Below are 21,711 nucleotides of genomic sequence, written 5' to 3'. Positions count from 1 at the left end.
GAGGAGCACCCAAACATGGCACGTGCGGTAGGTATCGACCTGGGCACCACCAACTCCGCGGTCGCCGTCCTGGAGGGCAACGACCCGGAGATCATCGCGAACGCAGAGGGCGGGCGTACGACGCCGTCGGTCGTCGCGTTCGCCAAGAACGGCGACGTGCTGGTCGGCGAGATCGCCAAGCGCCAGGCCGTCACCAACGTCGACCGGACCATCCGTTCGGTCAAGCGCCACATGGGCACCGACTGGTCCACCGAGATCGACGGCAAGACCTACACGCCGCAGGAGATCTCTGCGCGCATCCTGCAGAAGCTGAAGCGGGACGCGGAGTCCTACCTCGGTGAGGACGTCACCGACGCGGTCATCACCGTGCCGGCGTACTTCGACGACGCCGAGCGTCAGGCCACCAAGGAGGCCGGCGAGATCGCGGGCCTCAACGTGCTGCGCATCGTCAACGAGCCGACCGCCGCGGCGCTTGCGTACGGCCTGGACAAGGGCAAGGAGGACGAGCTCATCCTGGTCTTTGACCTCGGTGGTGGCACGTTCGACGTCTCCCTGCTCGAGGTCGGCAAGGACCCCGAGGACGGCTTCTCCACCATCCAGGTCCGCGCGACCAGCGGTGACAACAAGCTCGGTGGTGACGACTGGGACCAGCGCATCGTCGAGCACCTGCTGACCACGGTGAAGAACACCACCGGTGTCGACCTGGCCAAGGACAAGATCGCCATGCAGCGGCTGCGTGACGCGGCGGAGCAGGCCAAGAAGGAGCTCTCCTCCTCGACCAGCACCAACGTCTCCCTGCAGTACCTGAGCATGGGCGAGAACGGTCCGATCCACCTGGACGAGACCATCACCCGCGCGCAGTTCGAGCAGATGACCAAGGACCTGCTGGAGCGCACCAAGGCGCCGTTCAACAACGTGATCAAGGACGCCGGGGTCTCCATCTCCGACATCGACCACGTGGTGCTCGTCGGTGGTTCGACCCGTATGCCGGCCGTGGCCGGCGTCGTGAAGGACCTGACCGGTGGCAAAGAGCCGAACAAGACCGTCAACCCCGACGAGGTCGTCGCGGTCGGCGCGGCGCTGCAGGCCGGTGTGCTGAAGGGCGACCGCAAGGACGTCCTGCTCATCGACGTGACGCCGCTGTCCCTCGGCATCGAGACCAAGGGCGGGCTGTTCACCAAGCTGATCGAGCGCAACACCGCGATCCCGACCAAGCGCTCGGAGGTCTTCAGCACGGCTGAGGACAACCAGCCGTCGGTGGAGATCCAGGTCTACCAGGGCGAGCGCGAGATCGCGAAGGCCAACAAGCCGCTCGGCAACTTCGAGCTGTCCGGCATCGCTCCGGCGCCCCGCGGCGTGCCGCAGATCGAGGTCACCTTCGACATCGACGCCAACGGCATCGTGCACGTGTCCGCCAAGGACCGCGGCACGAACAAGGAGCAGTCGATGACCATCTCCGGCGGGTCCGCCCTGCCGAAGGAGGACATCGAGCGGATGGTCAAGGAGGCCGAGGAGCACGCCGCCGAGGACAAGAAGCGGCGTGAGGAGACCGAGGCCCGCAACACCGCGGAGCAGCTGGTCTACTCCACCGAGAAGTTCCTCGCCGACAACGACGACAAGATCCCGGCCGAGACCAAGACCGAGGTCACCGAGGCCAACGACGAGCTCAAGGCCGCGCTGAAGGACGAGTACGCCTCGGCTGAGGACATCTCGGCCAAGAGCGCCAAGGTCTCCGAGGTCTCCCAGAAGATGGGTGCGGCGATGTACGCCGCGTCGCAGGCCGAGGGCGCCGAGGGCGCGACCGGTGCCGAGGGTGCCGGTGCCACGGGTGCCGCCGGTGGTGCGAGCAGCGCCGACGACGACGTCGTGGACGCCGAGGTCGTCGACGACGAGGAGACCAAGTGACCGACCAGCATCGTCCCGGTTCGTCCTCCGACAAGGAGGACGGACCGGACGAGCCGGTCGTCATCCGCGACAAGCGTCGCTTCGACCCGCAGACGGGGGAGGTGCGCAACGTTCAGCAATCGCAAGGAGATTCAGTGAGTAACGACCCGGAAGAGACTGCTGGCGGCGACAGTGCCTTCGGCGGCGCGGTCGGCGGCGACCTGCCCGGGGGCAAGCAGCCGTCGTCCCCGCAGGAGGCGGACGTGCCGTCGGAGCCCTCGATCGTGGTGCCGGACGACGCCTCGTCCCTGACCGACGAGCACCCGGACACGGTGCTCGCGCGGGAGCGGTTGGAGGACGTCCGGCGGGTCCAGGCGGAGTACGTCAACTACAAGCGACGGGTCGACCGGGACCGCGAGACCCAACGGGACGCGCAGACCGCCCGGATCGTGGAGTCCCTGCTGCCGGTGCTCGACGACTTCCACCTGGCGCGCGAGCACGGTGACCTGGCCGGTACGCCGTTCGAGAAGATCGCCGACAAGCTGGAGACGACCCTGGGCCGGCACGGCCTGGAGCGCTTCGGAGAGCCCGGCGAGGCGTTCGACCCGGCGCAGCACGAGGCGTTGATGAACGTGGAGGCCGACCTTCCGGACGGCACCACGGCCACCACCGTCGTCCAGGTGATGCAGCCCGGCTACCGGATCGGCGACCGCGTCGTCCGGCCGGCCCGGGTCGCCGTCGCCGACCCGCAGTAGGTACCACCCACCCCGTCGAGCGGAGGGGTCCACACTCGGGCGGAGGGGTAACGACCCCTCCACTCGGGACCGGACCCCTCCGCTCGATGAAGCAAGCAACGGAAGGAGAGCGCTGAGGATGGCAAGTCAGGACTGGCTGGAGAAGGACTTCTACGCGATTCTCGGCGTCTCGCAGGACGCGTCGGACGCAGAGATCAAGAAGGCGTACCGCAAGCTGGCGCGCACGTGGCACCCGGACCAGAACCCCGGCGACGTCGCCGCGGAGCAGAAGTTCAAGGACATCGGCGAGGCCAACTCGGTGCTGTCCGACGCCGAGCGTCGCAAGGAGTACGACCAGCTGCGCCAGATGGTCGGCGGCGGTGCGCGCTTCACGGCCGGCGGCCCGGGCGGGATGCCCGGCGGCGGCGCGGGCGGCTTCGAGGACCTCTTCTCCCAGTTCGGCGGCGCACGCTCGGGCGGCGCCCGCTACTCCACCGGCGGCGCCGGGGGCCAGCAGATCAACCTCGACGACATCCTGGGTCGGTTCGGCGGGGGCGGCGGATCGCCCTTCGGCGGCGGCACGGGCTCCGGCGGGTACGGCGGATTCGGTGCGCCCAGCCGCGGCGCGGACCTCGAGGCGCGTACGACGCTCAGCTTCCGGTCCGCGGCCGAGGGCCAGACCGTCTCGCTGCAGGCCGCTGACGGGACCACCATCAAGACGCGGATCCCCGCCGGGGTCAAGGACGGCCAGACCATCCGGGTGCGCGGCAAGGGGCAGCCGGGGGAGGCCGGTGCCGGTGACCTGCTGCTACGGGTCACCGTCGAGCCGCATCCCGTCTTCGGCCGTGACGGCAACAACCTGACCGTGGAGCTGCCGGTCACCTTCGCCGAGGCCGCCCTGGGCGCCACGGTCTCCGTCCCGACGCTGGAGGGGGCGCCGGTGAAGGTCAAGGTCGCCGCGGGCACGCCGTCCGGACGCAAGCTGCGGGTCAAGGGCCGCGGCGTCAAGACCTCCTCCGCGACCGGCGATCTGATCGCGACGGTGTCGGTCGTCGTACCGACGACACTGACGGACGAGACCCGCTCGGCCATCGAGACGCTGGCCGCGGACGCCGAGGGTGACCCGCGCGCGGAGTTGTTCGCGAAGGCCCGCGGCTAACCGCATGGCATCCGCCCGCCCGGGTGAGGACACCCCGGTCTACGTCATCTCGGTCGCCGCCGAGCTGGCCGGGATGCATGCGCAGACGCTGCGCCAGTACGACCGGCTCGGTCTGGTGACGCCCTCGCGCACCGGTGGGGGCGGCCGTCGCTACTCCAGCCGCGACGTGGCGCTGCTGCGCGAGGTGCAGCGGCTCTCACAGGAGGAGGGCATCAGCCTCGCGGGCATCGCCCGGATCCTGGAGCTGGAAGAGCAGGTCGAGACGTTGCAGGCGCAGGTCGAGCAACTCACCGCGCGTCTGGACGAAGCGCGGATCGTGGCGCAGGCACGCACCTTCGCAGTCGGTCCGGACGGTCAGATCGTCGCCCTGCGGCCAGGGCAGCGGGCCGACCGGCCACGCGCGGGCACCTCACTTGTCGTGTGGGGCCAGCGCACCTGACGGGTCGCCGTCGCATCGCGGCGACGTCGGCACGCCACAAGTCGTGTCCACGCGGTTCTCCTGGCGCAGAATGCGGGCATGCCGGCGCCCGCACACCTATCGTCCCGCTTCACTCGACGCGGTCTGCTGGGTGGCGCCGCGGTGGCGGCGCTCGCCGGGTGCTCGTCCGCAGCGACCGGGCCTGCGCCGACTTCGCGAGTGGTCGGCAGTGGCGCGGGCCGGACGTCGTTCGCGCTGCAGGGCCGATTCACCTCGACCTACCTCAAGGCGACCCCGACCTATCAGATCGTCCTCCCCTCGACCCTGACCTCCATCGCTTCGGCGAGCGTGGCCATCGGTCTGCACGGCCGTGGCGGCAGCCACAGGGCCATCATCGGCCTGCAGGCTCAAGGAGCCGTCGACTCCGCATCCGTCGCGAGCGGACGGCCATTGGCGCTGGTCACCGTCGACTGCGGCGAGAGCAACTACTTCCACCGCCGCGCGGATGGCACCGACGCCGGTGCCATGGTCATGCAGGAGCTGCTGCCGCATCTCGCGAAGCGCGGGATGTCGACAGGCCGGGTAGGCCTCTACGGCCTGTCGATGGGCGGGTACGGCGCGATGCTGCTCGCCACGCGATTCCCCACGCAGGTGCATGCCGTCGCCGCGGCGTCACCGGCGATCTGGCTGTCCGCGGGGCAGACACCGGCGGGAGCGTTCGACGATGCCGCCGACTTCGACCGGAACACGATCTTCCGCCGCATCCCCGCCCTGGAGCGGGTCCCGCTGCGCATCGACTGCGGCGACTCCGACCCCTTCGTGGCCGCCACCCACACGCTCAGGAACCGCCTGAAGCCCTCTCCCGCAGGAGGATTCGCGCCAGGCGCGCATGACAACTCGTTCTGGGCGGCTCACTTGCCCGCTGCGCTCACCTTCCTGGCGCAGCACTGACCCGCGGGTGGCGGTGAGTGGGTCAGTCGGCTGGTCGCGCAGCGTCGCGCGAACAGGCGGCCACCTGCACCGGCCGGGCTTCGACAGCCGCCGCGCGCTCGGCGGCCACTCCCACGAGGTGGGTCCGCCGCGCCAGCACCGCCGCGAGCAGCACGAGGCCCAGCACCACGGCGGCGTAGACGAGCACCGTCGGGCGCAACCCGAACGACTGGCTCGCGAAACCTGCCACGACGGCCGGGATGCTGAACGCCACATAGCTCACGATGTACGTCGCCGAGAAGACCTGGCTACGGTGCTCCGGCTCCGTCCGGGCAGCGAACCCCGACAGGATCAGCAGGAACGAGCTGCCGAAACCGAGGCCGCCGATCGCGGCGCCGACCACGTAGAGGGGTAGCGACTCCAGCAGGATCGCGACGATGGTGAGCACGAGTCCACCACTGAGCGTGAGGAACCCGACGAGCTCCCGCCGATGCTGTGGCAGCTTCGAGACGAGTGCCGCGCCGATCGCACCGGCGGCGAAGTTGGTGGCGACGACCAGTCCGGCGACGAAGTGGTTCTGCACCCCGAGGATGCGCGCCACGACGGACGAGCCGAGCGAGAGATAGAGGCCCCCGAGCGCCCACGTGGCGCAGAGCATCGGCACCGCGGCCAGGAAGGTCGATCGCAGCGCGCCGGGGACGCCGACGCTCGGTCGGAGCGTGCGCCATACCGACGGGCGCGCGGAGTCGGGGGTGCGCGGCGCATCCGGGATCCGCAGCAGCAGCAACGCCAGCGCGAGATAGAACACGAGCAGCACCCAGTAGACGAGCAGCCGGGGCGCGGGGGCCCACTGCACCAGCGCTCCGGCGAACGCTGACCCGAGGGCGATACCGGCCACCGGTGCGGACGACGTGACGACCGAGCCGTGGCGGGCAGTGGCCTGCTGGTCGACGATGAGTGCGCTGATCGCGCCCATCGTCGCCCCGGTCGCCAGGCCCTGGACGATGCGCGCGGCGATCAGCCCGCCAGTGCCATGGGCGTCGATGAAGAGCCCCATGCTCACGGCCAACACCAGGAGGCCGGCGACGGCGACGGGGCGCCGTCCGATGTGATCGGACAACGACCCCACCGTGAGAAGCGCTGCGAGCAGGGCGAAGACGTACACCGCGAAGATGAAGGTCAAGGTGGAGGGCGTGAAGTGCCAGAGCTGTTGGTAGAGCGGATAGATCGGCGACGGTGCGCCGGAACCGGCGAAGATCGCGGTGGCGGCCGCGCCGGCGACGACGAAGGCCGCGGGACGGTGCAGGGGAGAGAACATCGAGACCTCGAGTGCTAACGCAACGGTATTGGCTTTAGCCGACGATAGCAGGGGCGGCGGCTTAAGCAAAAGATCTTTGCAATAATGCCCGTATGACGTCCGTCGCACCAATCCGTCGCACTGGTGGCCGCAGCGCCCGCGTGCTCGATGCCATCTACACAGCGGTCGGGCAGCTGATGGGCGAGGGCAAGCCCGACAAGCTGACCATCCCCGTCGTCGCCGAACGGGCCGGCGTCAACCCCACGAGCATCTATCGCCGGTGGGGCGACATCGACGAGTTGCTGGAGGAGGTCGCCGTCGCGGCGCTCACCCAGGACGGCGACCGCGCGCCGGACACCGGTTCGCTCGGCGGAGATCTGCAGGCGTGGGCCCGCATCGTGCTGGAGGACATCGGCACCCCGAAGCGCACCCGCTATCTGCGCGCGATGGTCGCCGCGCGGGACGGTCTGGCCCCGGACTGTCCGTGCCTGGCCCAGCGCCGGGTGATGGCGGCCGAGCTCATCGAGCGCAGCGAAGCCCGCGGCGAGCGGGCGCCGAGCGTGGCACAGATCATCGACCACCTCGTGATGCCGCTCTACGGCCGCGTGCTGATGGGGCACCCCACCGACCAGGCGGATGCCGACCGGCTGGCGGCCGACGTACTCGCTCTCGCCGGCGAAGGCTGCTCCGGGCCGAACGACCGCTGAGTTCTCAGGCGCTGTCGCGGTATCCGGGGTGCACGTCCGGGTCCAGGCGGTGGCCCTCGGACAGTTTGGCGAGCAGCGCGCCGAGCTGATTCCGCTCGTCCTGCGTGAGCGGGGCGAGGACGTCCGCGTCATGTCGCTCTGCGAGTCCCCGCAGCTCGCCGAGCGCTCGCTGTCCCTCCTCGGTGAGGGTGAGTTCCTGGGTACGCCGGTCGGTGCGGCTCCGGGTGCGCGTCACCAGACCGCGCTGCTCCATCGAGTCGAGCAGCACCACCACGCGGCTGGGGACGGCGCCGAGGCGGTCCGCGAGGACGCGCTGACTGATGCCCGGCTGGCGTCCCAATAGCCGCAGCACCCCCGCATCGCTCGGCGTCAGGCCGACGGATCGGGTGAGCTCGGCGAACCGGGCGGCGGCAAGGTTCCCCAGCTGGGACAGATGGAGGGCGGTTCGTGAAGGGCCGGGCACCTCACGAGTATATCGACATTGACAGAATCATTCTGCCAATGAATGATTCTGAATATGACTCAAACTCTCGCGCCGGCGACCCCCTCGCCGGGCAGCCGGCGTCCGGGCGGTCCCCACCCAGGGGTGGTGGCGCTCGTCGCACTGCTGCTCACGCTGCTGGGACTGATCGTGGGCGCCGCGATGTCGAAGGGTCACGCGCTCGAGTCGCCGTTCACCTCATCGGCCAGGATCGCCGATCGGATCGACCACTACCGGTCAGCGACCCGGGTCATGGCATGGATACAGGTCGGCTCGGCGGTGCCGCTCGGGATCCTCACCGCGACGCTCTATGTGCGCCAACTTCGGCTGCGCGTGCAGGTGCCCGGGCCGGTGATCGGTGTGTACGGCGGCTTCCTCGCCTCCACGATGCTCATGGTGTCGGGTCTGATCGGCTGGGTCGCGAGCCGTCACGAACTGGCGGCGGATCCGTCGGTGCTGCACGCGCTGACTTTCCTGTCCTTCATCACCGGCAGCGTCGGGTTCGTCCTCGGCATGGGGCTGCTCGTCGCCGGAGTCGCGGTCCCCGCGCATCTGCTGCGGCTACTTCCGAGGTGGCTGACCTGGATCGGCCTGGTCGTCGCCGTGTGCTGCGAGCTCAGCTTCGTGGCGATGGTCGTGCAGCCGGTCCAGTTCCTCTTCCCGATCGGCCGGTTCGGCGGATTGCTGTGGCTCGTCGTGGCCGGTTACATGCTCCCCGCGTCGCGCCCCACGACCGAGGCGGGAGCGACCGCATGAGCGCCATCGTCGTGGGCGCGAACGGCCTGATCGGTAATGCCGTCACGCGCTCTTTGGCCCGGCACCACGCGGTGTGGGTGGTGGGCCGTGACGCCTCCGCGCTGCAGCGACTCGCGACCTCCACCTCGGGCCGGATCACCGCCGTACCCCTGGACGCGACCGACGACGCGGCATTGCAGGACGCCATCGGGCAAGCCGCTGCCGACGGCGGACTCCAGGTGGCGGTGAACAACATCGGGCTCAGTCACCGGCCGACGCCCCTCGGCGAGCTCGGCCTCGACGAGTTCGACCGGGTCATCGCCACGACGCTGCGCGCGGTCGCCGCGGCGATGAAGTTCGAACTGGGTCATATGGGGTCCGGCGCGGCGATCGTCAACGTCGCCTCGAGCGCAGGCCTGTCCGGAACGCCGGGGATGTCGGCCTACGCCGCGGCCAAGTACGGCGTCATCGGCCTGACCCACACCGCCGCCATCGACTACGGCGAGCGCGGGATCCGCGTCAACGCGGTCGCTCCGGGTCCCATCGAATCCGGGCCGATCATGGCCCAGAGCCCCGCCGTGCGCGAACGCGTCGGCGGGTACACACCGCTGGGTCGGATGGGATCCGCCCAGGAGGTCGCGAACGCCGTCACCTGGCTCGCGTCCCCCGAGGCCGGATACGTCACGGGCACCACCCTGTCGGTCGACGGGGGCAAGACCGCGTAGGCCGCAGGGCGTCTCGCGGACGGCAGCCTGCTGTGGTGGGATCGACGGCATGGGAGACGTGGTCGTGCTGGGGTCGCTCAACGTCGATGTGGTCGTGCGGGCGCCGCGGCTTCCGACACCCGGGCAGACCGTCGTCGGCGCCCACGTCGAACGCCGGCCCGGTGGCAAAGGCGCCAATCAGGCCGCCGCCGCGGCACGTGCCGGAGCGCACACCCGACTGGTCGGCTGCGTCGGGGAGGGCGACGAAGGCCGTTCCTACCTCACCGCGCTCGCTCAGCGCGGGGTGGACGTGAGCGGTGTCCGCGTGGCCGTGGACGTCGCCTCAGGGCACGCGTTCGTGACGGTCGACGACGCCGGTGAGAACACGATCGTGGTCGTCCCGGGGGCCAACGACCACGTCGGTCGGAGGGACGTCGACGCCCTTCGGCTGAGCGCCGTCGACGTCCTGCTCCTCCAGCTGGAGGTGCCCCTCGATACCGTGCTGGACGCGGTACGCCGGGCCCGATCGGTCGGGAGCGCTGTCCTGCTCAATCCCTCCCCGTACCGCCACCTGGAGGACGAACTTCTCGATGCGTGCGACGCGCTGATCGTCAACGCCGTCGAGGCGGACCAGCTGCGTGGCACCGGCTTCGACATGTCGCGTGCCGTCATCACCGCCGGATCCGGGGACGTGCGCTGGGGTGACGTCGTGGTGCCGGCGGACCGGGTCGACCCCGTCGACACGACGGGTGCCGGCGACGCGTTCGCGGGCGCCCTGGCCGCGGCGCTCGCCGGGGGAGCGGACCGGCGTACGGCGCTCGCTGCAGGGGTGCGAGCCGGGGCCACGGCCGTGCAGCACGTCGGCGCACAGGACTGGCGCTTCTGACCGGCCGGTCTGTACGGCGACGTCAGGGTGTCGCGCCACCGGCGGCGCTGTGGTTTGGCAAGGTGGTCTCGTGATCGAGTACCTGCTGATCTTTCCCGAGCGCGAGGACGCCGAGGACGTGGCGGAGGAGCTGCGCGCCGAGGAGACCTTCAGTCAGGTGCGAGTCACCCGCGAAGCCCTCGCGGGGGAGGACGACGCGGAGTCGCATGAGTGGGCCGTCTACGTCGGTCTCGACACCATCGACGATCCGGCCTCGGCCCCGGCGCGTGCGCTGGTCGAACGGTTCACCGCCCTGGCCGAAGAGCACGACGGGTGGCTGGACGAGCGCGTCTGAGCAGGCGTCTCAGCCGTCGTCCGACGAGCTGCAGCCGGGCGCCGGTCCGGCCGCCGGTGCCGTGTCACCGTCGTTGCCCGAGCGTTCCGCCCGCGCAAGCAGGGCGGCCGTCGGTGCGGCGAAGACCGCGCTGTACGACGTGGCGTCGGTGCAGCCCCCCTCGTCCGGGCCGCCGATGACGCCGGTGACCCGGGTGATGCCGTCGGACCCGGTGACCAGCCATGGACTCCCGCTGGACCCGGACACGTAGCCGCCGCAGCGGAACGTCGGGTCGGTGACGGTCATGTCCAGACCCACCGTGCACGACACCGCGTGATCGGTGCGCCCGACGTTGAACCCCTCCACGGTGACGCTCGTCGACGGTGCGGGGGTGTCGCCCAACGTGTTCGCGCCCGTCACGTCCTGCAGTCTTTGGGTCTTGCCGTCCACCTCCGTGGGGGCCACCCGCAGGAAGGCGACATCGTCGGCTTCGGTCGTGTTCGCACGCCAGGCGCTGTCGACGAAGACCGCGGTCACGGGCCAGACACCGTAAGGCGTATGGCCGGCGTCGTAACCGGGCACGACCTTCATGCCCTTGCCGTCCCCGGACAGGCAATGGGCCGCGGTGACCAGGAGGTCACCGGTACTGCTGGCGACGACGCTGGCCGTGCAGGTGTGATTCTCGCCGAGGTCGCCACCGGTGAAGACGGCCGCGACGGTGGGTGAGGCGCGCACGCTGATCGAGTGCGGCTGGTCGGACTGGGCAGGCGGCGCGAAGAGCGCGCCCGGTGGGAGGGCGGGGACGATCACGCCGATCACAGTGGCGATCGCGAGTTGCATCGACGGCACCCGGGCACGCTAGTGCCCGCGCCTGGGAGGCGCGGGCACCATTTCCTGTGAAAGAGCCGTCAGGCGCGTTTGACGTCCGAGACCGCGGAGGCGAGGTTGCCGAGCGAGGCCTCCAGGTCCTTCTCCGGGACCAGCGGGAAGGTGATCTTGGAGAGCAGGTCCTTGTCGGTCACCTTGCTCCAGTCGTAGGTGAGGGTGACGTTGGTGGAGTCCGGGCCCTGCGGCTCGAGCTCCCACATCCACTCCCACCCGGGCGGCTCGGTGCCGGCCGGAGCGGTCTTCCAGGCGATCAGCTTGTCGTCGACGAAGCCGGTCACGTGGTTGTCGGTCTGGTACTCACCGCCCATGTGGTCGCCTTCCATGTCGACGGTGAAGACGTCGCCGACCTTGGTGAGGCGCTGCGGATTGTCGACGCCCCGCACGAAACCGGATCCGTCCAGTTCCTTGTGGCGGCGTGGATCGGTGAGCACGTCGAAGATCACCTGCGCGGGCTCGTCGATCTGTCGTTGGACCACGATTTTCTTGTCATCGCTCATGACCCCACCATTACTCGCCGATCTGCCGAGCGCAACGCGTGTCCATCGTCGAGGGCTAGGAGCGCGCGGCGAGCACGGCGGTGGCGTGCCGGTCGAGGGCGTGCAGCCGGACCAGCGCGTCGCCGACCGTGCGGGTGTCGCTGGAGTGCAGCGCCGCCATCAGCCGGGTCACCTCGGCCGGGTCGACGCCGGCGGCACGCGCACGGCGCTGGGTGGCTGGTGCGGTGAGACCCATGGCGAGCACCCTGTCGGCCTGCGCGCGCAGGGTCGGACCGGACGCGTACGACCCGGAGGATGCGGTCGCGGCCGCGCGCACCGCGGTGTACGTCGATCCGGTGAGCGCGGGGCTGAACAGCGTTGCGTAGCCGACATTCCCGGCCTTGTTCGGGTGGTAGGAATCGACGATCGGGTAGGACAACCCGTTGATCCATTCGGGGGTGTCGCAGACGGCGTGACCGGTGAACGCAGCGCGCGGATCGACGTAGGTGAAGCCGGCGGCGCGGGCCTTGGTGCTGATCAGGGTGTCCAGGTCATCGGTCGCGGAGTTGATGCCCTGTTCGTCCTGCGGGGAGAAGAAGGTCGCGAGGTTACAGTCCTCGCCCTGGAAGATGTGCGGATATCCGCCGATGGCGACCCTCGCGGTGGTGGCGCGGCCGGCGATCGCGGAGAAGAGCGCGGCGTACCGTCCCGGCATCGAAGTGGTGAGGATGGTGCGCCCGGCGCTGATGGAGCCCGCGCAGTCGCTCGCCCACGCCGGCTTCGCGCATTCGGTGATGGTGTTCGCGAACCCGACGTCGTTGCCGCCGATGGTCATCGAGACGTAGGACGTACCGCTCGTGAGCGCGCCCAGTTGTTTCGTCGTGACGTCTGCGGTGGTGGCGCCGCTGCACGCCCGGTAGCTGAGCGTCAGGCCGCGCTGCTTGGCGATCAGAGGCGCGTAACCGTACGGCGAGCGATAGCAGGTGCTGTCGGTCGAACCACCGCTTCCGACTCCCGCGGAATACGAATCGCCCAGTGCTACGTATGTTTTCGTGACCGCTTGAGCGGAGGTGGCGCCGAGCGCGGCGAGGGTCAGGGTGGTGGCCAGTGCGCCCGCGAGGGTCGACAGGCGGGCGGGGGTTCTCATGGCACTCACCCTGCCCACGGTCCCTCGGGTGGGCAACAAGGAGCAGCTATAGATCAGGTCAAGAGACGGCCCCTCTTTCTCGCCTCACGGCATGTCCCAGATGTCGCCGGCACGCGGGACATGATGACAAATTATGTCTCAGTGCACCGCATATGACGGGTCCGACGCACCCAACGCGCGGAGGAAGCCGTCCGGGATCAGGACGTCGTCCGGAGTGAGGTCGTGCACGTCGGCCTTGCCGATCCCACGCAGCGCCGAGTCGATCCCGCCGCGCAGCACGTCGAGCACGTTCTCGACGCCCGGTTGGCCACCGGCCGCGAGACCCCACAGATAGGCACGCCCGATGAGGGCCGCCTTCGCGCCGAGCGCGACGGCCTTCACGACGTCGCTCCCGCGCCGCACCCCACCGTCCAGGACTACGTCGATCTGCTCGCCGACCGCTTCGGCGACCGCAGGCAGGCACCGGATGCTCGCCGGGGTGCTGTCCAGGTTGTTGCCGCCGTGGTTGGAGACCGAGATGGCACTCACCCCGGCATCGACGGCGCGCCGCGCGTCGTCGACCCGACACACTCCCTTGAGGACGAAGGTGCCGCCCCACTCCTTCACCATCCAGGCGATGTCGTCCCAGCTGGGCGGCGGGGTCTGCATCCACTCGCCGTACGCCTCGAAGAACCCGGGTGCCTCGCCGCCTTCCGGCCCGAGGTTCGGGGCGGTCAGCGCCGGCGGTCGCCCGGTCTTGGCGAAGTCGAGGAACCAACCGGGGCGGCGCAGGGCCTCGGGGGCGCGGGTCAGCATGGTGCGCAGGTCCATCCGGGCCGGGATGATCGGGCTGCCCCAGTCCCGGCCGTTGGAGAACGACCAGTCGGTCGTGGCGATCACGCCGACCACGCCGGCCGCACGGGCCCGCTCCATCCGGGCGGCCATCGCGTCCCGACCGCCCATCCAGTACATCTGGAAGAAGGTCTGCGGGTTCGCGGCGACGACCTCCTCGACGGGTTTGCTGGCGAAGGAGCTGAGTCCCATCGCCACCCCGCGGGCCGCCGCCGCACGGGCGACCGCGACCTCTCCCTCGGGGTGCACCGCCTGCACACCGGTCGGCGAGATCATCACCGGCATCGACATGTCCTGGTGCAACGCCCGGGTCGCCAGCGACCGGTCCGCCGGCTGCCCCGCGACGTGCGGCGCGAAGCCCAACTCGGCGAAGGCGGCCATGTTGTCGGCGTACGTGACCCCCTTCTCGCTGCCGGCGAGCAACGCCTTGTAGACCGACGGGGGGAGTCGCTTCTTCGCGCGTTCCTGCGCGACCGCGACCGTCTCGAACCACCGATGTTCAGCCATGGCGCGTTCCTTCTCTCGTAGGGGTGAGGGGTACGCCGTGGGCCGGCGGCGCGGCGGCCCGGGCGGGCCGCAGGGAGGTGAAGGTGGGCATGAGGCACCGCGGCGAGCGGGCGGTGACGGCCCCGCGCCAGAGTCCGAACCCGTATGCCAGGTCGTCGATGCGTCGCGCGAGCAGGTAGCGCACCGGGTCCAGCTCGCTCGACCGGTGACCGCGAGCCCCGCAGGTCAGGGCGGCGACGACGAGCATCCGGCGGGTACGCCGCGAGCGGGTCGCGAGCAGTAGCGCCACCGGCCAGTGGTGACGGGTGAGTGCGGCCCCGGTCTGTGCGGCGGCGGCAGTCAGGGACATCACGGTCAGGGTGGCTCCGAGCCGGAGCGGATGGTCCCGGTGCTGGGTGCGCACCCGCTGAGCGGTCAGCAGTACCTGCACCGTGGCCAGACCGGCTGCCGCGGCCATGGTCGAGCGACGTTGCGTCGCGGTCAGCGCGACCACGGCGGCGCTCAGTGGATGCAGACGCATCGGGGCGACGAGCGCGCCGTGGCGCTGCGCCAGCAGGGCGGCACCGGTGCCGTAGTAGGACTTGCGCGACATCCAGGCGCCCGCGCTGGTGCGGTGGTCGTGGCGCACCTGCGCCTCGGGGGCGTAGCGCGCCCGCCAGCCGTCGGCGACCATCCGCCATACGAGGTCGACGTCCTCCGCCACCTGCAGGTCCGCGTCGAAACCGGACCCGAGCGCTCGGACCCGCAGCATCAGGGTGGCCGACGGAAGGTAGGACAACCGGGTCAGCGGCGCAACGGGACCGGCGACCGGTCCGAGGTCCAAGGAGGAGGACGCCGCCTCGTACCGCGCGATCCATCCGGGGGCGTCGCCCTCTACGCCGAGGATGCGCGGGCCGACCACCCCGACCAGCGGGTCGTCGAAGTGTCGGCGCAGGTGCGTCAGCGCGTGCTCGTCGGGGACGACGTCGGAGTCGATCACGGCCACGAACTCCGTTGTGCAGCGGGCGATCCCGGTGTTGCGCGCGGCGGCCGGCCCCAGGGAGGCAGGGTGGCGGACGACGCGTGCTCCCGCCGCCGCGCAGACCGCCGTGACGGCATCGGCATCGAGTGAGCCGTCGTCGACGACCAGCACGTCACCGACCGGCGGGAGCGACGCCAGGAGCGTCGCCAGCGGTCGGGGACGATCGCGGACCGGCACCACCACCGTGACGTCGCGCAGTGCGTCAGCAGGGTCCGCCTCCGAGGCGCGCACGGGCCACAGCGGGTCGGCCATCCCGCGGTCGAAGAGCGCCCGCGACAGCACGGCGCCGGTGCGGTCGGCGACGGTGAAGTCGCCGTCCTGCAGCATCCGTACGGCGACCGGCGCCAGCCGCAGGATCCGCCCGCTGCGGGTGCCGAAGAGGGTGTTGCCGCCGTCGCAGCGCACGACGTCGTCGCTGAGGCGCACCCGCACACCCGCCGGCACAAGGGCCTCGGCCGTCGTCATGCGCCCAGACCTCCGGTCGCATCGAAGATCGAGCCGTGGGTGACCGCCCCGGCGAGACAAGCAGTCTCGATGACTCGCGCGATGTCGTCGGGGTCCAGCGGTGCGCGAGCGGTCATGTCGCGGGCCAACTCCGAGGTGTCCTGCAGGCCGTAGATCGCCGCGGTCGCCGTGAGCATGGGCGTCGCCGTCGACCCGGGTGAGACGCCGCTGACCGCGACGCCGCGTCCCTGCAGATCGGCGGCCAGTCCGCGCACCAGCCCGACCACGGCGTGCTTCACCGTGCAGTACGCCCCCAGGTGCCACAGGCCACGGTCGCCGGCCGCCGATGCGATCGCGACGAAGGAGGCGCCGTTCCCGCTGTCGGCGGTGGCAAGCAACGCGGGCACGCACGCGGCCGCGGTGTTCCACACGCCGACGACGTCGGTGCGCCACATCGCCTCCAGCACAGCGGGATCGGTACTCCACAGGTCGTCCCCGCCGTCGATCAGGGCCGCGGCGGCCACCACGGTGCGCAGCCCGTCGGCGGCGGCCAGCGCGTCGGCGATCCCGGTCGCGAGAGCCGTGGCGTCGCGTACGTCGGCGCGCACCGTCGTGACGCGGTCTCCCAGCTCCGCGCGCAGTGCGTCCAGGTCGGCGGGCTCGGCGCCGGCGAACCGGCCCTGCTCCTCACCGAGGCAGGCGTCGACCGCGATCACGTGCAGGCCGCGCTGCGCGAGTCGGCGGCAGGTGGCGGCACCGATCCCCCGCGCGGCGCCGGTGACCAAGGCAGCCGGGGCCGTCACAGCGACCCTGACGGTACGCGGCGCGCCTGCGGGAGGGCCGCGAGGGTGCGGGTCTGGATGACGAGCAGCCCGTCGTCGTCGATGGTGCCCCGCCGGATGCGGTCGGTCACGTCGTCGGCGATCCGGTCGCACAGCCGCGCGCCCTGGGCGGCGTCGGCGCCGCGGGGGTCGCCGAGGATGCCTGTCGGCGACACTGCCCGTACGCCGCTCTCGCGCAGGGCAGGCAGCAGCTGCTCGATGGCGGTGGTCGTGCCGCAGACCGCCCGCGTCATGTCCACCGAACCGGGTCGCAGGTGCAGCATGATGCTGGTCTCGACGTGGCCCGCGTGCGCGTCGGCGCCCGGTACGCCGGCCGGGACCCACGAGGCGTCCCGCGACTCCGCGCGAAGGAGCCGCACCGCATCGCGCAGGGCCGCGGCGTTCCCGCCGTGTCCGTTGACGAACACCATGCGCGCGGCCCAGGTGCCGGCGCTGCGACCGATCTCGACCAGCAGCGCGGTGAGCGCTGCACGTCCGATCGACACGGTCCCGGCGAAGTCCTGGTGCTCGCCCGACGCGCCGTACGCGACGACCGGCGCCACGGCGACGGACTCCCCACCGGTCGTGAGGAGTGCGGCGGCTGCGGTCGCGACCGCCGTGGCGACCGCGCTGTCGGTGTCGAGCGGCAGGTGCGGGCCGTGCTGCTCCAGGGAGCCGACCGGCACGATCAGCAGCGGCCCCCCGCAGGCCTGCGGCGACGTCCACTGCGCGAGTGGCAGGTGCTGGTCGGCGGGCGCGGGCGGGCCGGGCGTCGTACGACGCGCACCGCGCTCGCCCGGTCCGCCCGGCCCCGTGGTCATCCCCGCAGACCTGCGAGCGGGTTCTCGTCGCAGGCACGCTCCGGTCGACGGGTCTGCAACGTCAGCGGCACGGGCTGGTTGCGGACGGGGCCGCGGTGCGAGTGGTCCTGCGACGGCTGCGGACGCACCGACGCGGGCACGGCTCCGTTGCCCTTCACGCACTCCGGGTCCGGGCCGTCCAGGGGCAGACCGGTGAAGAACTTCGCGGCCATGCACCCCCCGCGGCAGGAGTCGTACGCGCTGCAGTGCGTGCACGCGCCGCCCGACTGCGGTGACCGCAGCTCGGTGAACAGCTCCGACTCCCGCCAGACCGGTGCGAACCCGGCCTCCCGCACGTTGCCCGCACGGAAGCGGTCGTGGATCGCGAACGGGCAGGCGTAGACGTCACCGACGGGGTCGATCAGGCACACCACCCGCCCGGCACCGCACAGGTTGAGCCCGGGCAGGGCCTCGCCGTACGCCGACAAGTGGAAGAACGAGTCGCCGGTCAGCACCCCCTCGCCGTGCGCGACCAGCCAGTCGTAGAGCTGCCGCTGCTGGTCGGGCAGTGGGTGCAGTTCGCCCCACGTGTCAGCGCCGCGGCCGGCCGGACGCAACCGGGTCAGTCGCAGCTGCGCGTTGTACCGGTCGGCGATGGCCTTGAACTCGTCCAGCTGGGGGATGTTCTCTCGGGTGCAGACCACCGAGATCTTGGTGTCCTTCATGCCGGCGTCGGCCAGGTAGCCGAGCGCACGCAACGCCCGGTCGTAGGTGCCGGCGCCGCGTACGGCGTCGTTCACCTCCGCCGTCGCGCCATCGAGGGAGATCTGCACGTCGAGGTAGTCGGTGGACGCCAGACGCTCCGCGCGCTCCTTGGTGATCCGGAAACCGTTCGTCGAGAACTTGACCCCCACGTAGTTGTCGACCGCGTAGTCGACCAGCTCCCAGAAGTCCGGGCGCACGGTCGGCTCGCCGCCGCCGATGTTCACGTAGAAGATCTGCATGCGCTTGAACTCGTCGATCAGCGCCATGCACTCCTGGGTGCTGAGCTCCCGCGGGTCGCGGCGGCCGGAGGAGGACAGGCAGTGCACGCACGCCAGGTTGCAGGCGTACGTCAGCTCCCACGTGAGGCAGATCGGTGCGTCCAGTCCCTGCTCGAATCGCTCGACCAGGCGTGGTTCGACCATCGTCATGCCGCCACCCCCGCCGGGCGCAGCATGTGGTGCTCCGCGAGTCGGGTGAGCGCCTCGAGGTAGCGAGGCCACTGCTCCTGCGGTACGCCGCCCGCGATCAGTGCGTCGTGTACGTCGCCGCCGTCCCCCAGCGCGCGGACCACCCGTACGAGGCCGGGCGACTTCAGGAAGGTCAGGCGCCGACTGTCGAAGTCGTAGGCCAGGGCGCCGAACGGCTCGGGGCGCAGGGCCACCGAGCCGCTCAGCTCCCAGCGTTCGTGCAGCATCAGTAGACGCCGCACATGCCGTCGATCGACACGTCCTCGACCAGGCTCTCCTCGACGGGAGCCTCGTCCACCCGGTCCTCGACCTGCGTGTCGGCGACCTGCTCCTGCTGGTCAAGGTCAACTGGCATCACGAACTCCTCCCGGCTCGCGCACCCTGATGGATGCACTTGTGACGACCACGTTATGCCCGCCTCGCTGCCCGGCGCACTGCTCGCTGGTCGAGGGCAACCTGCCCGAACAGGTAGGTATAACAGGTGATTTCACTGATTCTCCGCGCGCGCCCCGTGCCACCGCAGGGCCCGTGCTTTCCGGCCCTGTCCGAACGGACAGGGCACCGGTGACCGTTGGGTCAGCATGCCCCCGTGCTCGGATCAGTCTTTGCCGCGGAGCCTGTCGCCGCGGTGCTCCCGGCTCCTACTGTCTGGCGAATAACGCTTCGACAAGGAGGTCGTGATGCAGGTCGATGAGCTGCTCAAGCCGTTTCCGATCAAAGAGTTCCACCCGTTCCCCCGAGGGCTGCTGGGCCCCGGATCCCACGAGCTGATCGGACCGGAGGCACTCAAGCTCGGCTTCAAGAAGACCTTGGTGATGACCACCGGTCTGCGGGGCACCGACACGGTGCACAAGATCGTGGAGTCGATGAAGTACCACGGTCTGGAGGTGGTGGTCTACGACAAGGTCGAGTCCAACCCCAAGGACTACAACACGATGGACGCGGTCGCGATGTACCAGGAGAACGACTGCGACTCCTTCGTGTCGATCGGTGGTGGGTCCGCGCACGACGCGTGCAAGGGCGCTCGGATCTCCGTGGCGCACGACGGACGCAACGTCAACGAGTTCGAGGGCTTCAACAAGTCCGAGAACCCGAAGAACCCGCCGCACATCGCGGTGTCCACCACGGCGGGCACCGGCTCGGAGACCTCGTGGGCCTACGTCATCACCGACACCACGACCGACCCCGACCAGCCGCACAAGTACGTCGCGTTCGACGACGCCGCCGTGACGACGCTCGCGATCGACGACCCGGTGCTCTACTACACCTGTCCGACGGACTACACCGCGCAGTGCGGCTTCGACGTGCTCGCGCACGCCAGCGAGCCGTACGTCTCGCGGCTGGACTTCCCGCCGTCGCTCGGGAGTGCGTTGTACGCCGTCAAGCTGACCAGCGACAACCTGCGCCAGGCGGTCTGGAACGGTGACGACCTCGCCGGCCGCCAGGGCATGATGTACGCCCAGTACATCGCCGCCCAGGCGTTCAACTCCGGTGGTCTCGGCATCATCCACTCCATCTCGCACGCGATCAGTGCGTTCTACGACACCCACCACGGGTTGAACAACGCGATCGCACTGCCGCGGGTGTGGGCGTTCAACATGCCGGCCAACTACAAGCGCTTCGCCGAGATGGCCGTGGCGCTCGGCGTGGACACCCACGGGATGACCGACGTACAGGCGGCCGATGCCGCGCTGGCGGCGTCCATCCGGTTGCTGCGCGACGTGGGCATCCCGGAGAAGTTCACCGATGTGACTCAGGACAGCTACTCCAAGAACCGGCTGGGTCAGGGCCCGACGAAGTTCTACGAGAACGCCAAGGTGATCTCCGGCGACAAGGAAGACGTCGCGCGGATCACCAACCACGTCCTCGGCGACGCCTGCACCCCGGGCAACGCCCGGGAGTGCACGTTCGATCTGGTCTCACCGGTCGTCGACCACTGCATGAACGGCGACCTGGACGACCTGATCGGCTGACCAGGACACTCGACGTGGCACGCCCATAGGTCAGGGGTGTGCCACGTCGAGCTCGCACCACCGAATACGCAGTGGATCGTCAGAGAGGACGACGTGGACGACACGACCCCCGAGGTACCCGCTTTCGCAGACGTCGAGGACACCAAGGCCAGGTTGCGCGAGGTCGGGTATCTGAGCGACGACCGCCTCGCCACCACCGTGTTCCTGCAGACCCGGCTGGACAAGCCGCTGCTGATCGAGGGGCCGGCCGGTGTCGGCAAGACGCAGCTAGCGCAGAGTCTGGCGACCGCCACGGGCCGCCGGCTGCTGCGGTTGCAGTGCTACGAGGGACAGGACGAGTCCAAGGCCCTCTACGAGTGGGACTACGGCAAGCAGCTGCTCTACACCCAGATCCTGCGGGAGAAGATCGGGCAGATCGTCGCGGACACCAGCACCATCGGTGAGGCCGTCGATCGCATCTCCGAGCAGGACAGCGTCTTCTTCTCCGAACGGTTCCTCGCCCAGCGGCCCTTGCTCGAGGCGCTCACCTCACCGGAGCCGGTGGTGCTGCTGATCGACGAGGTGGACCGGGCCGATGAGGCGTTGGAGGCCGTCCTGCTCGAGACGCTCGCGGAGTTCCAGATCTCCATCCCGGAGGTCGGCACCGTGTCGGCGAAGCATCAGCCGTACGTCGTCCTCACCAGCAACAACTCCCGTGACCTGTCCGCGGCACTGAAACGACGCTGCCTGCACCTGTTCCTCGACTATCCGGAGGCCGATCGCGAGCTGGACATCATCGCCTCCAAGGACACCGGTCTGGAGCCGGCCCTGGCGGAGGGTCTGGTGCAGGTGGTGCGCGGGCTGCGTGAGCTGGACCTGCGCAAGGCGCCGAGCGTCAGCGAGACCATCGACTGGGCACGCACCCTGGCAGTCCTGGGAGCCGAGGAGCTGTCGGCCTCCCTGCTGTCCGAGACGCTCTCGGTGGTCGTGAAGTACGAGCGGGACCTGCAGACCGCGCGTAACGCGCTGCCCCGGTTGATCGACCCGAACGCCGAGGTCCCGGACGCGCTGCCCGGCCATGGCCACAGCCACGGTCACGGGCACGACCACCCCCACGATCACCCGGATGACGGCCACACCCACCCCGCACCGGAGCCGACCGTCGGCGCCAAGGATCCCGAGGGGGTGGCGCGCCGCGCGGCGAAGGATCGGCCCGGGCGCCATGACGAGGGGTACTACGGGTCCACCGGGCCGGCCAAGGCCGGTGCGGCAGGGGTGCGCACCCCGATGCCCGGCCGACGCAACCCCGTCGCGGCCGCCCGCAAGCGTCCGCTGTAGCCGGCC

At 70.4% G+C, this 21,711-nt stretch carries 24 protein-coding genes; 12 read left to right on the top strand and 12 right to left on the bottom strand.

Features of this window, described 5'->3' with window-relative positions:
- Positions 1-15: 15 nt before the first annotated feature.
- The 5 genes from dnaK to J4030_RS02300 all read left to right on the top strand — a co-directional run bounded on the left by dnaK (position 16) and on the right by J4030_RS02300 (position 5,146).
- Entirely contained in the window at positions 16-1,905 is a 1,890-nt protein-coding gene (gene dnaK, locus J4030_RS02320; RefSeq protein ID WP_208047588.1) for a molecular chaperone DnaK, read from the top strand.
- On the top strand, positions 1,902-2,639 hold the full coding sequence (locus tag J4030_RS18430; RefSeq protein ID WP_307864525.1) for a nucleotide exchange factor GrpE: 738 nt from the start codon (positions 1,902-1,904) through the stop codon (positions 2,637-2,639). Before dnaK ends, J4030_RS18430 begins: the two co-directional genes overlap by 4 nt.
- A gap of 118 nt (positions 2,640-2,757) precedes the next feature.
- A complete protein-coding gene (locus tag J4030_RS02310; protein ID WP_208047587.1) occupies positions 2,758-3,777 on the top strand; it encodes a DnaJ C-terminal domain-containing protein in 1,020 nt (339 codons plus the stop codon).
- 4 nt (positions 3,778-3,781) lie between these two features.
- A complete protein-coding gene (locus J4030_RS02305; RefSeq protein ID WP_208047586.1) occupies positions 3,782-4,216 on the top strand; it encodes a heat shock protein transcriptional repressor HspR in 435 nt (144 codons plus the stop codon).
- 78 nt (positions 4,217-4,294) lie between these two features.
- Positions 4,295-5,146, top strand: a complete 852-nt coding sequence (locus tag J4030_RS02300; protein WP_208047585.1) for an alpha/beta hydrolase family protein — start codon at positions 4,295-4,297, stop codon at positions 5,144-5,146.
- Between the two features lie 22 nt (positions 5,147-5,168).
- Here J4030_RS02300 and J4030_RS02295 read toward each other — a convergent pair whose 3' ends face one another.
- Entirely contained in the window at positions 5,169-6,443 is a 1,275-nt protein-coding gene (locus J4030_RS02295; RefSeq protein ID WP_208047584.1) for an MFS transporter, read from the bottom strand.
- A gap of 92 nt (positions 6,444-6,535) precedes the next feature.
- Between J4030_RS02295 and J4030_RS02290 the strand changes: the two genes are divergently transcribed.
- The gene (locus J4030_RS02290) at positions 6,536-7,129 is read left to right on the top strand and encodes a TetR/AcrR family transcriptional regulator (protein WP_208047583.1); all 594 of its coding nucleotides are present in this window, start codon (positions 6,536-6,538) and stop codon (positions 7,127-7,129) included.
- Positions 7,130-7,133: 4 nt separating this feature from the next.
- Here the strand turns inward: J4030_RS02290 and J4030_RS02285 are convergent, their stop codons facing one another.
- Positions 7,134-7,592, bottom strand: coding sequence for a MarR family winged helix-turn-helix transcriptional regulator (locus J4030_RS02285; protein ID WP_208047582.1), 459 nt, complete (start codon positions 7,590-7,592; stop codon positions 7,134-7,136).
- 54 nt (positions 7,593-7,646) lie between these two features.
- Here J4030_RS02285 and J4030_RS02280 point away from each other — a divergent pair, with 54 nt between their 5' ends.
- The 4 genes from J4030_RS02280 to J4030_RS02265 all read left to right on the top strand — a co-directional run bounded on the left by J4030_RS02280 (position 7,647) and on the right by J4030_RS02265 (position 10,269).
- Positions 7,647-8,366: a hypothetical protein gene (locus J4030_RS02280; RefSeq protein WP_208047581.1), complete on the top strand. Its 720-nt coding sequence runs from the start codon at positions 7,647-7,649 to the stop codon at positions 8,364-8,366.
- Positions 8,363-9,070: an SDR family NAD(P)-dependent oxidoreductase gene (locus J4030_RS02275; protein ID WP_208047580.1), complete on the top strand. Its 708-nt coding sequence runs from the start codon at positions 8,363-8,365 to the stop codon at positions 9,068-9,070. The genes J4030_RS02280 and J4030_RS02275 overlap by 4 nt, the downstream gene beginning before the upstream one ends.
- A 49-nt stretch (positions 9,071-9,119) precedes the next feature.
- A complete protein-coding gene (locus J4030_RS02270) occupies positions 9,120-9,935 on the top strand; it encodes a PfkB family carbohydrate kinase (RefSeq protein ID WP_208047579.1) in 816 nt (271 codons plus the stop codon).
- A 70-nt stretch (positions 9,936-10,005) separates the two neighbouring features.
- Positions 10,006-10,269: a ribonuclease E inhibitor RraB gene (locus J4030_RS02265; RefSeq protein ID WP_208047578.1), complete on the top strand. Its 264-nt coding sequence runs from the start codon at positions 10,006-10,008 to the stop codon at positions 10,267-10,269.
- Positions 10,270-10,278: 9 nt separating this feature from the next.
- Here the strand turns inward: J4030_RS02265 and J4030_RS02260 are convergent, their stop codons facing one another.
- The 10 genes from J4030_RS02260 to mftA form a co-directional block, all read right to left on the bottom strand.
- Positions 10,279-11,088: a serine protease gene (locus tag J4030_RS02260; RefSeq protein ID WP_243762779.1), complete on the bottom strand. Its 810-nt coding sequence runs from the start codon at positions 11,086-11,088 to the stop codon at positions 10,279-10,281.
- Positions 11,089-11,156: 68 nt separating this feature from the next.
- Positions 11,157-11,633 carry an SRPBCC family protein gene (locus tag J4030_RS02255; RefSeq protein ID WP_208047576.1) on the bottom strand — a complete coding sequence of 159 codons (477 nt, stop codon included), beginning with the start codon at positions 11,631-11,633 and terminating at the stop codon, positions 11,157-11,159.
- 55 nt (positions 11,634-11,688) lie between these two features.
- Complete coding sequence (locus J4030_RS02250; protein ID WP_208047575.1) at positions 11,689-12,759, bottom strand: SGNH/GDSL hydrolase family protein; 1,071 nt, start codon at positions 12,757-12,759, stop codon at positions 11,689-11,691.
- 138 nt (positions 12,760-12,897) lie between these two features.
- The gene (mftD, locus tag J4030_RS02245) at positions 12,898-14,097 is read right to left on the bottom strand and encodes a pre-mycofactocin synthase MftD (RefSeq protein WP_208047574.1); all 1,200 of its coding nucleotides are present in this window, start codon (positions 14,095-14,097) and stop codon (positions 12,898-12,900) included.
- Positions 14,090-15,583, bottom strand: coding sequence for a mycofactocin biosynthesis glycosyltransferase MftF (gene mftF, locus J4030_RS02240; RefSeq protein WP_208047573.1), 1,494 nt, complete (start codon positions 15,581-15,583; stop codon positions 14,090-14,092). Before mftF ends, mftD begins: the two co-directional genes overlap by 8 nt.
- Positions 15,580-16,365, bottom strand: coding sequence for a mycofactocin-coupled SDR family oxidoreductase (locus J4030_RS02235; RefSeq protein ID WP_208047572.1), 786 nt, complete (start codon positions 16,363-16,365; stop codon positions 15,580-15,582). Before J4030_RS02235 ends, mftF begins: the two co-directional genes overlap by 4 nt.
- Positions 16,362-17,204 (bottom strand): mycofactocin biosynthesis peptidyl-dipeptidase MftE, encoded by an 843-nt coding sequence (mftE, locus tag J4030_RS02230; protein ID WP_208047571.1) that lies wholly within the window; start codon positions 17,202-17,204, stop codon positions 16,362-16,364. Before mftE ends, J4030_RS02235 begins: the two co-directional genes overlap by 4 nt.
- Positions 17,201-18,376 carry a mycofactocin radical SAM maturase gene (gene mftC / locus J4030_RS02225; RefSeq protein WP_208047570.1) on the bottom strand — a complete coding sequence of 392 codons (1,176 nt, stop codon included), beginning with the start codon at positions 18,374-18,376 and terminating at the stop codon, positions 17,201-17,203. The genes mftE and mftC overlap by 4 nt, the downstream gene beginning before the upstream one ends.
- Entirely contained in the window at positions 18,373-18,642 is a 270-nt protein-coding gene (mftB, locus tag J4030_RS02220) for a mycofactocin biosynthesis chaperone MftB (RefSeq protein WP_208047569.1), read from the bottom strand. Before mftB ends, mftC begins: the two co-directional genes overlap by 4 nt.
- Positions 18,642-18,770 carry a mycofactocin precursor MftA gene (gene mftA, locus J4030_RS02215; RefSeq protein WP_208047568.1) on the bottom strand — a complete coding sequence of 43 codons (129 nt, stop codon included), beginning with the start codon at positions 18,768-18,770 and terminating at the stop codon, positions 18,642-18,644. The genes mftB and mftA overlap by 1 nt, the downstream gene beginning before the upstream one ends.
- A 325-nt stretch (positions 18,771-19,095) precedes the next feature.
- Here mftA and mdo point away from each other — a divergent pair, with 325 nt between their 5' ends.
- Positions 19,096-20,388 (top strand): NDMA-dependent methanol dehydrogenase, encoded by a 1,293-nt coding sequence (gene mdo, locus J4030_RS02210; protein ID WP_208047567.1) that lies wholly within the window; start codon positions 19,096-19,098, stop codon positions 20,386-20,388.
- 93 nt (positions 20,389-20,481) lie between these two features.
- On the top strand, positions 20,482-21,705 hold the full coding sequence (locus J4030_RS02205; protein ID WP_208047566.1) for a MoxR family ATPase: 1,224 nt from the start codon (positions 20,482-20,484) through the stop codon (positions 21,703-21,705).
- The last annotated feature ends 6 nt before the right edge of the window (positions 21,706-21,711 follow it).

Source organism: Allobranchiibius sp. CTAmp26, from assembly GCF_017565405.1.
In the GTDB taxonomy this organism is placed as follows: Bacteria; Actinomycetota; Actinomycetes; order Actinomycetales; family Dermatophilaceae; genus Allobranchiibius.
Note: the sequence above shows the minus strand (reverse complement) of the source record. Positions and strands in the feature narration are given on the sequence as shown.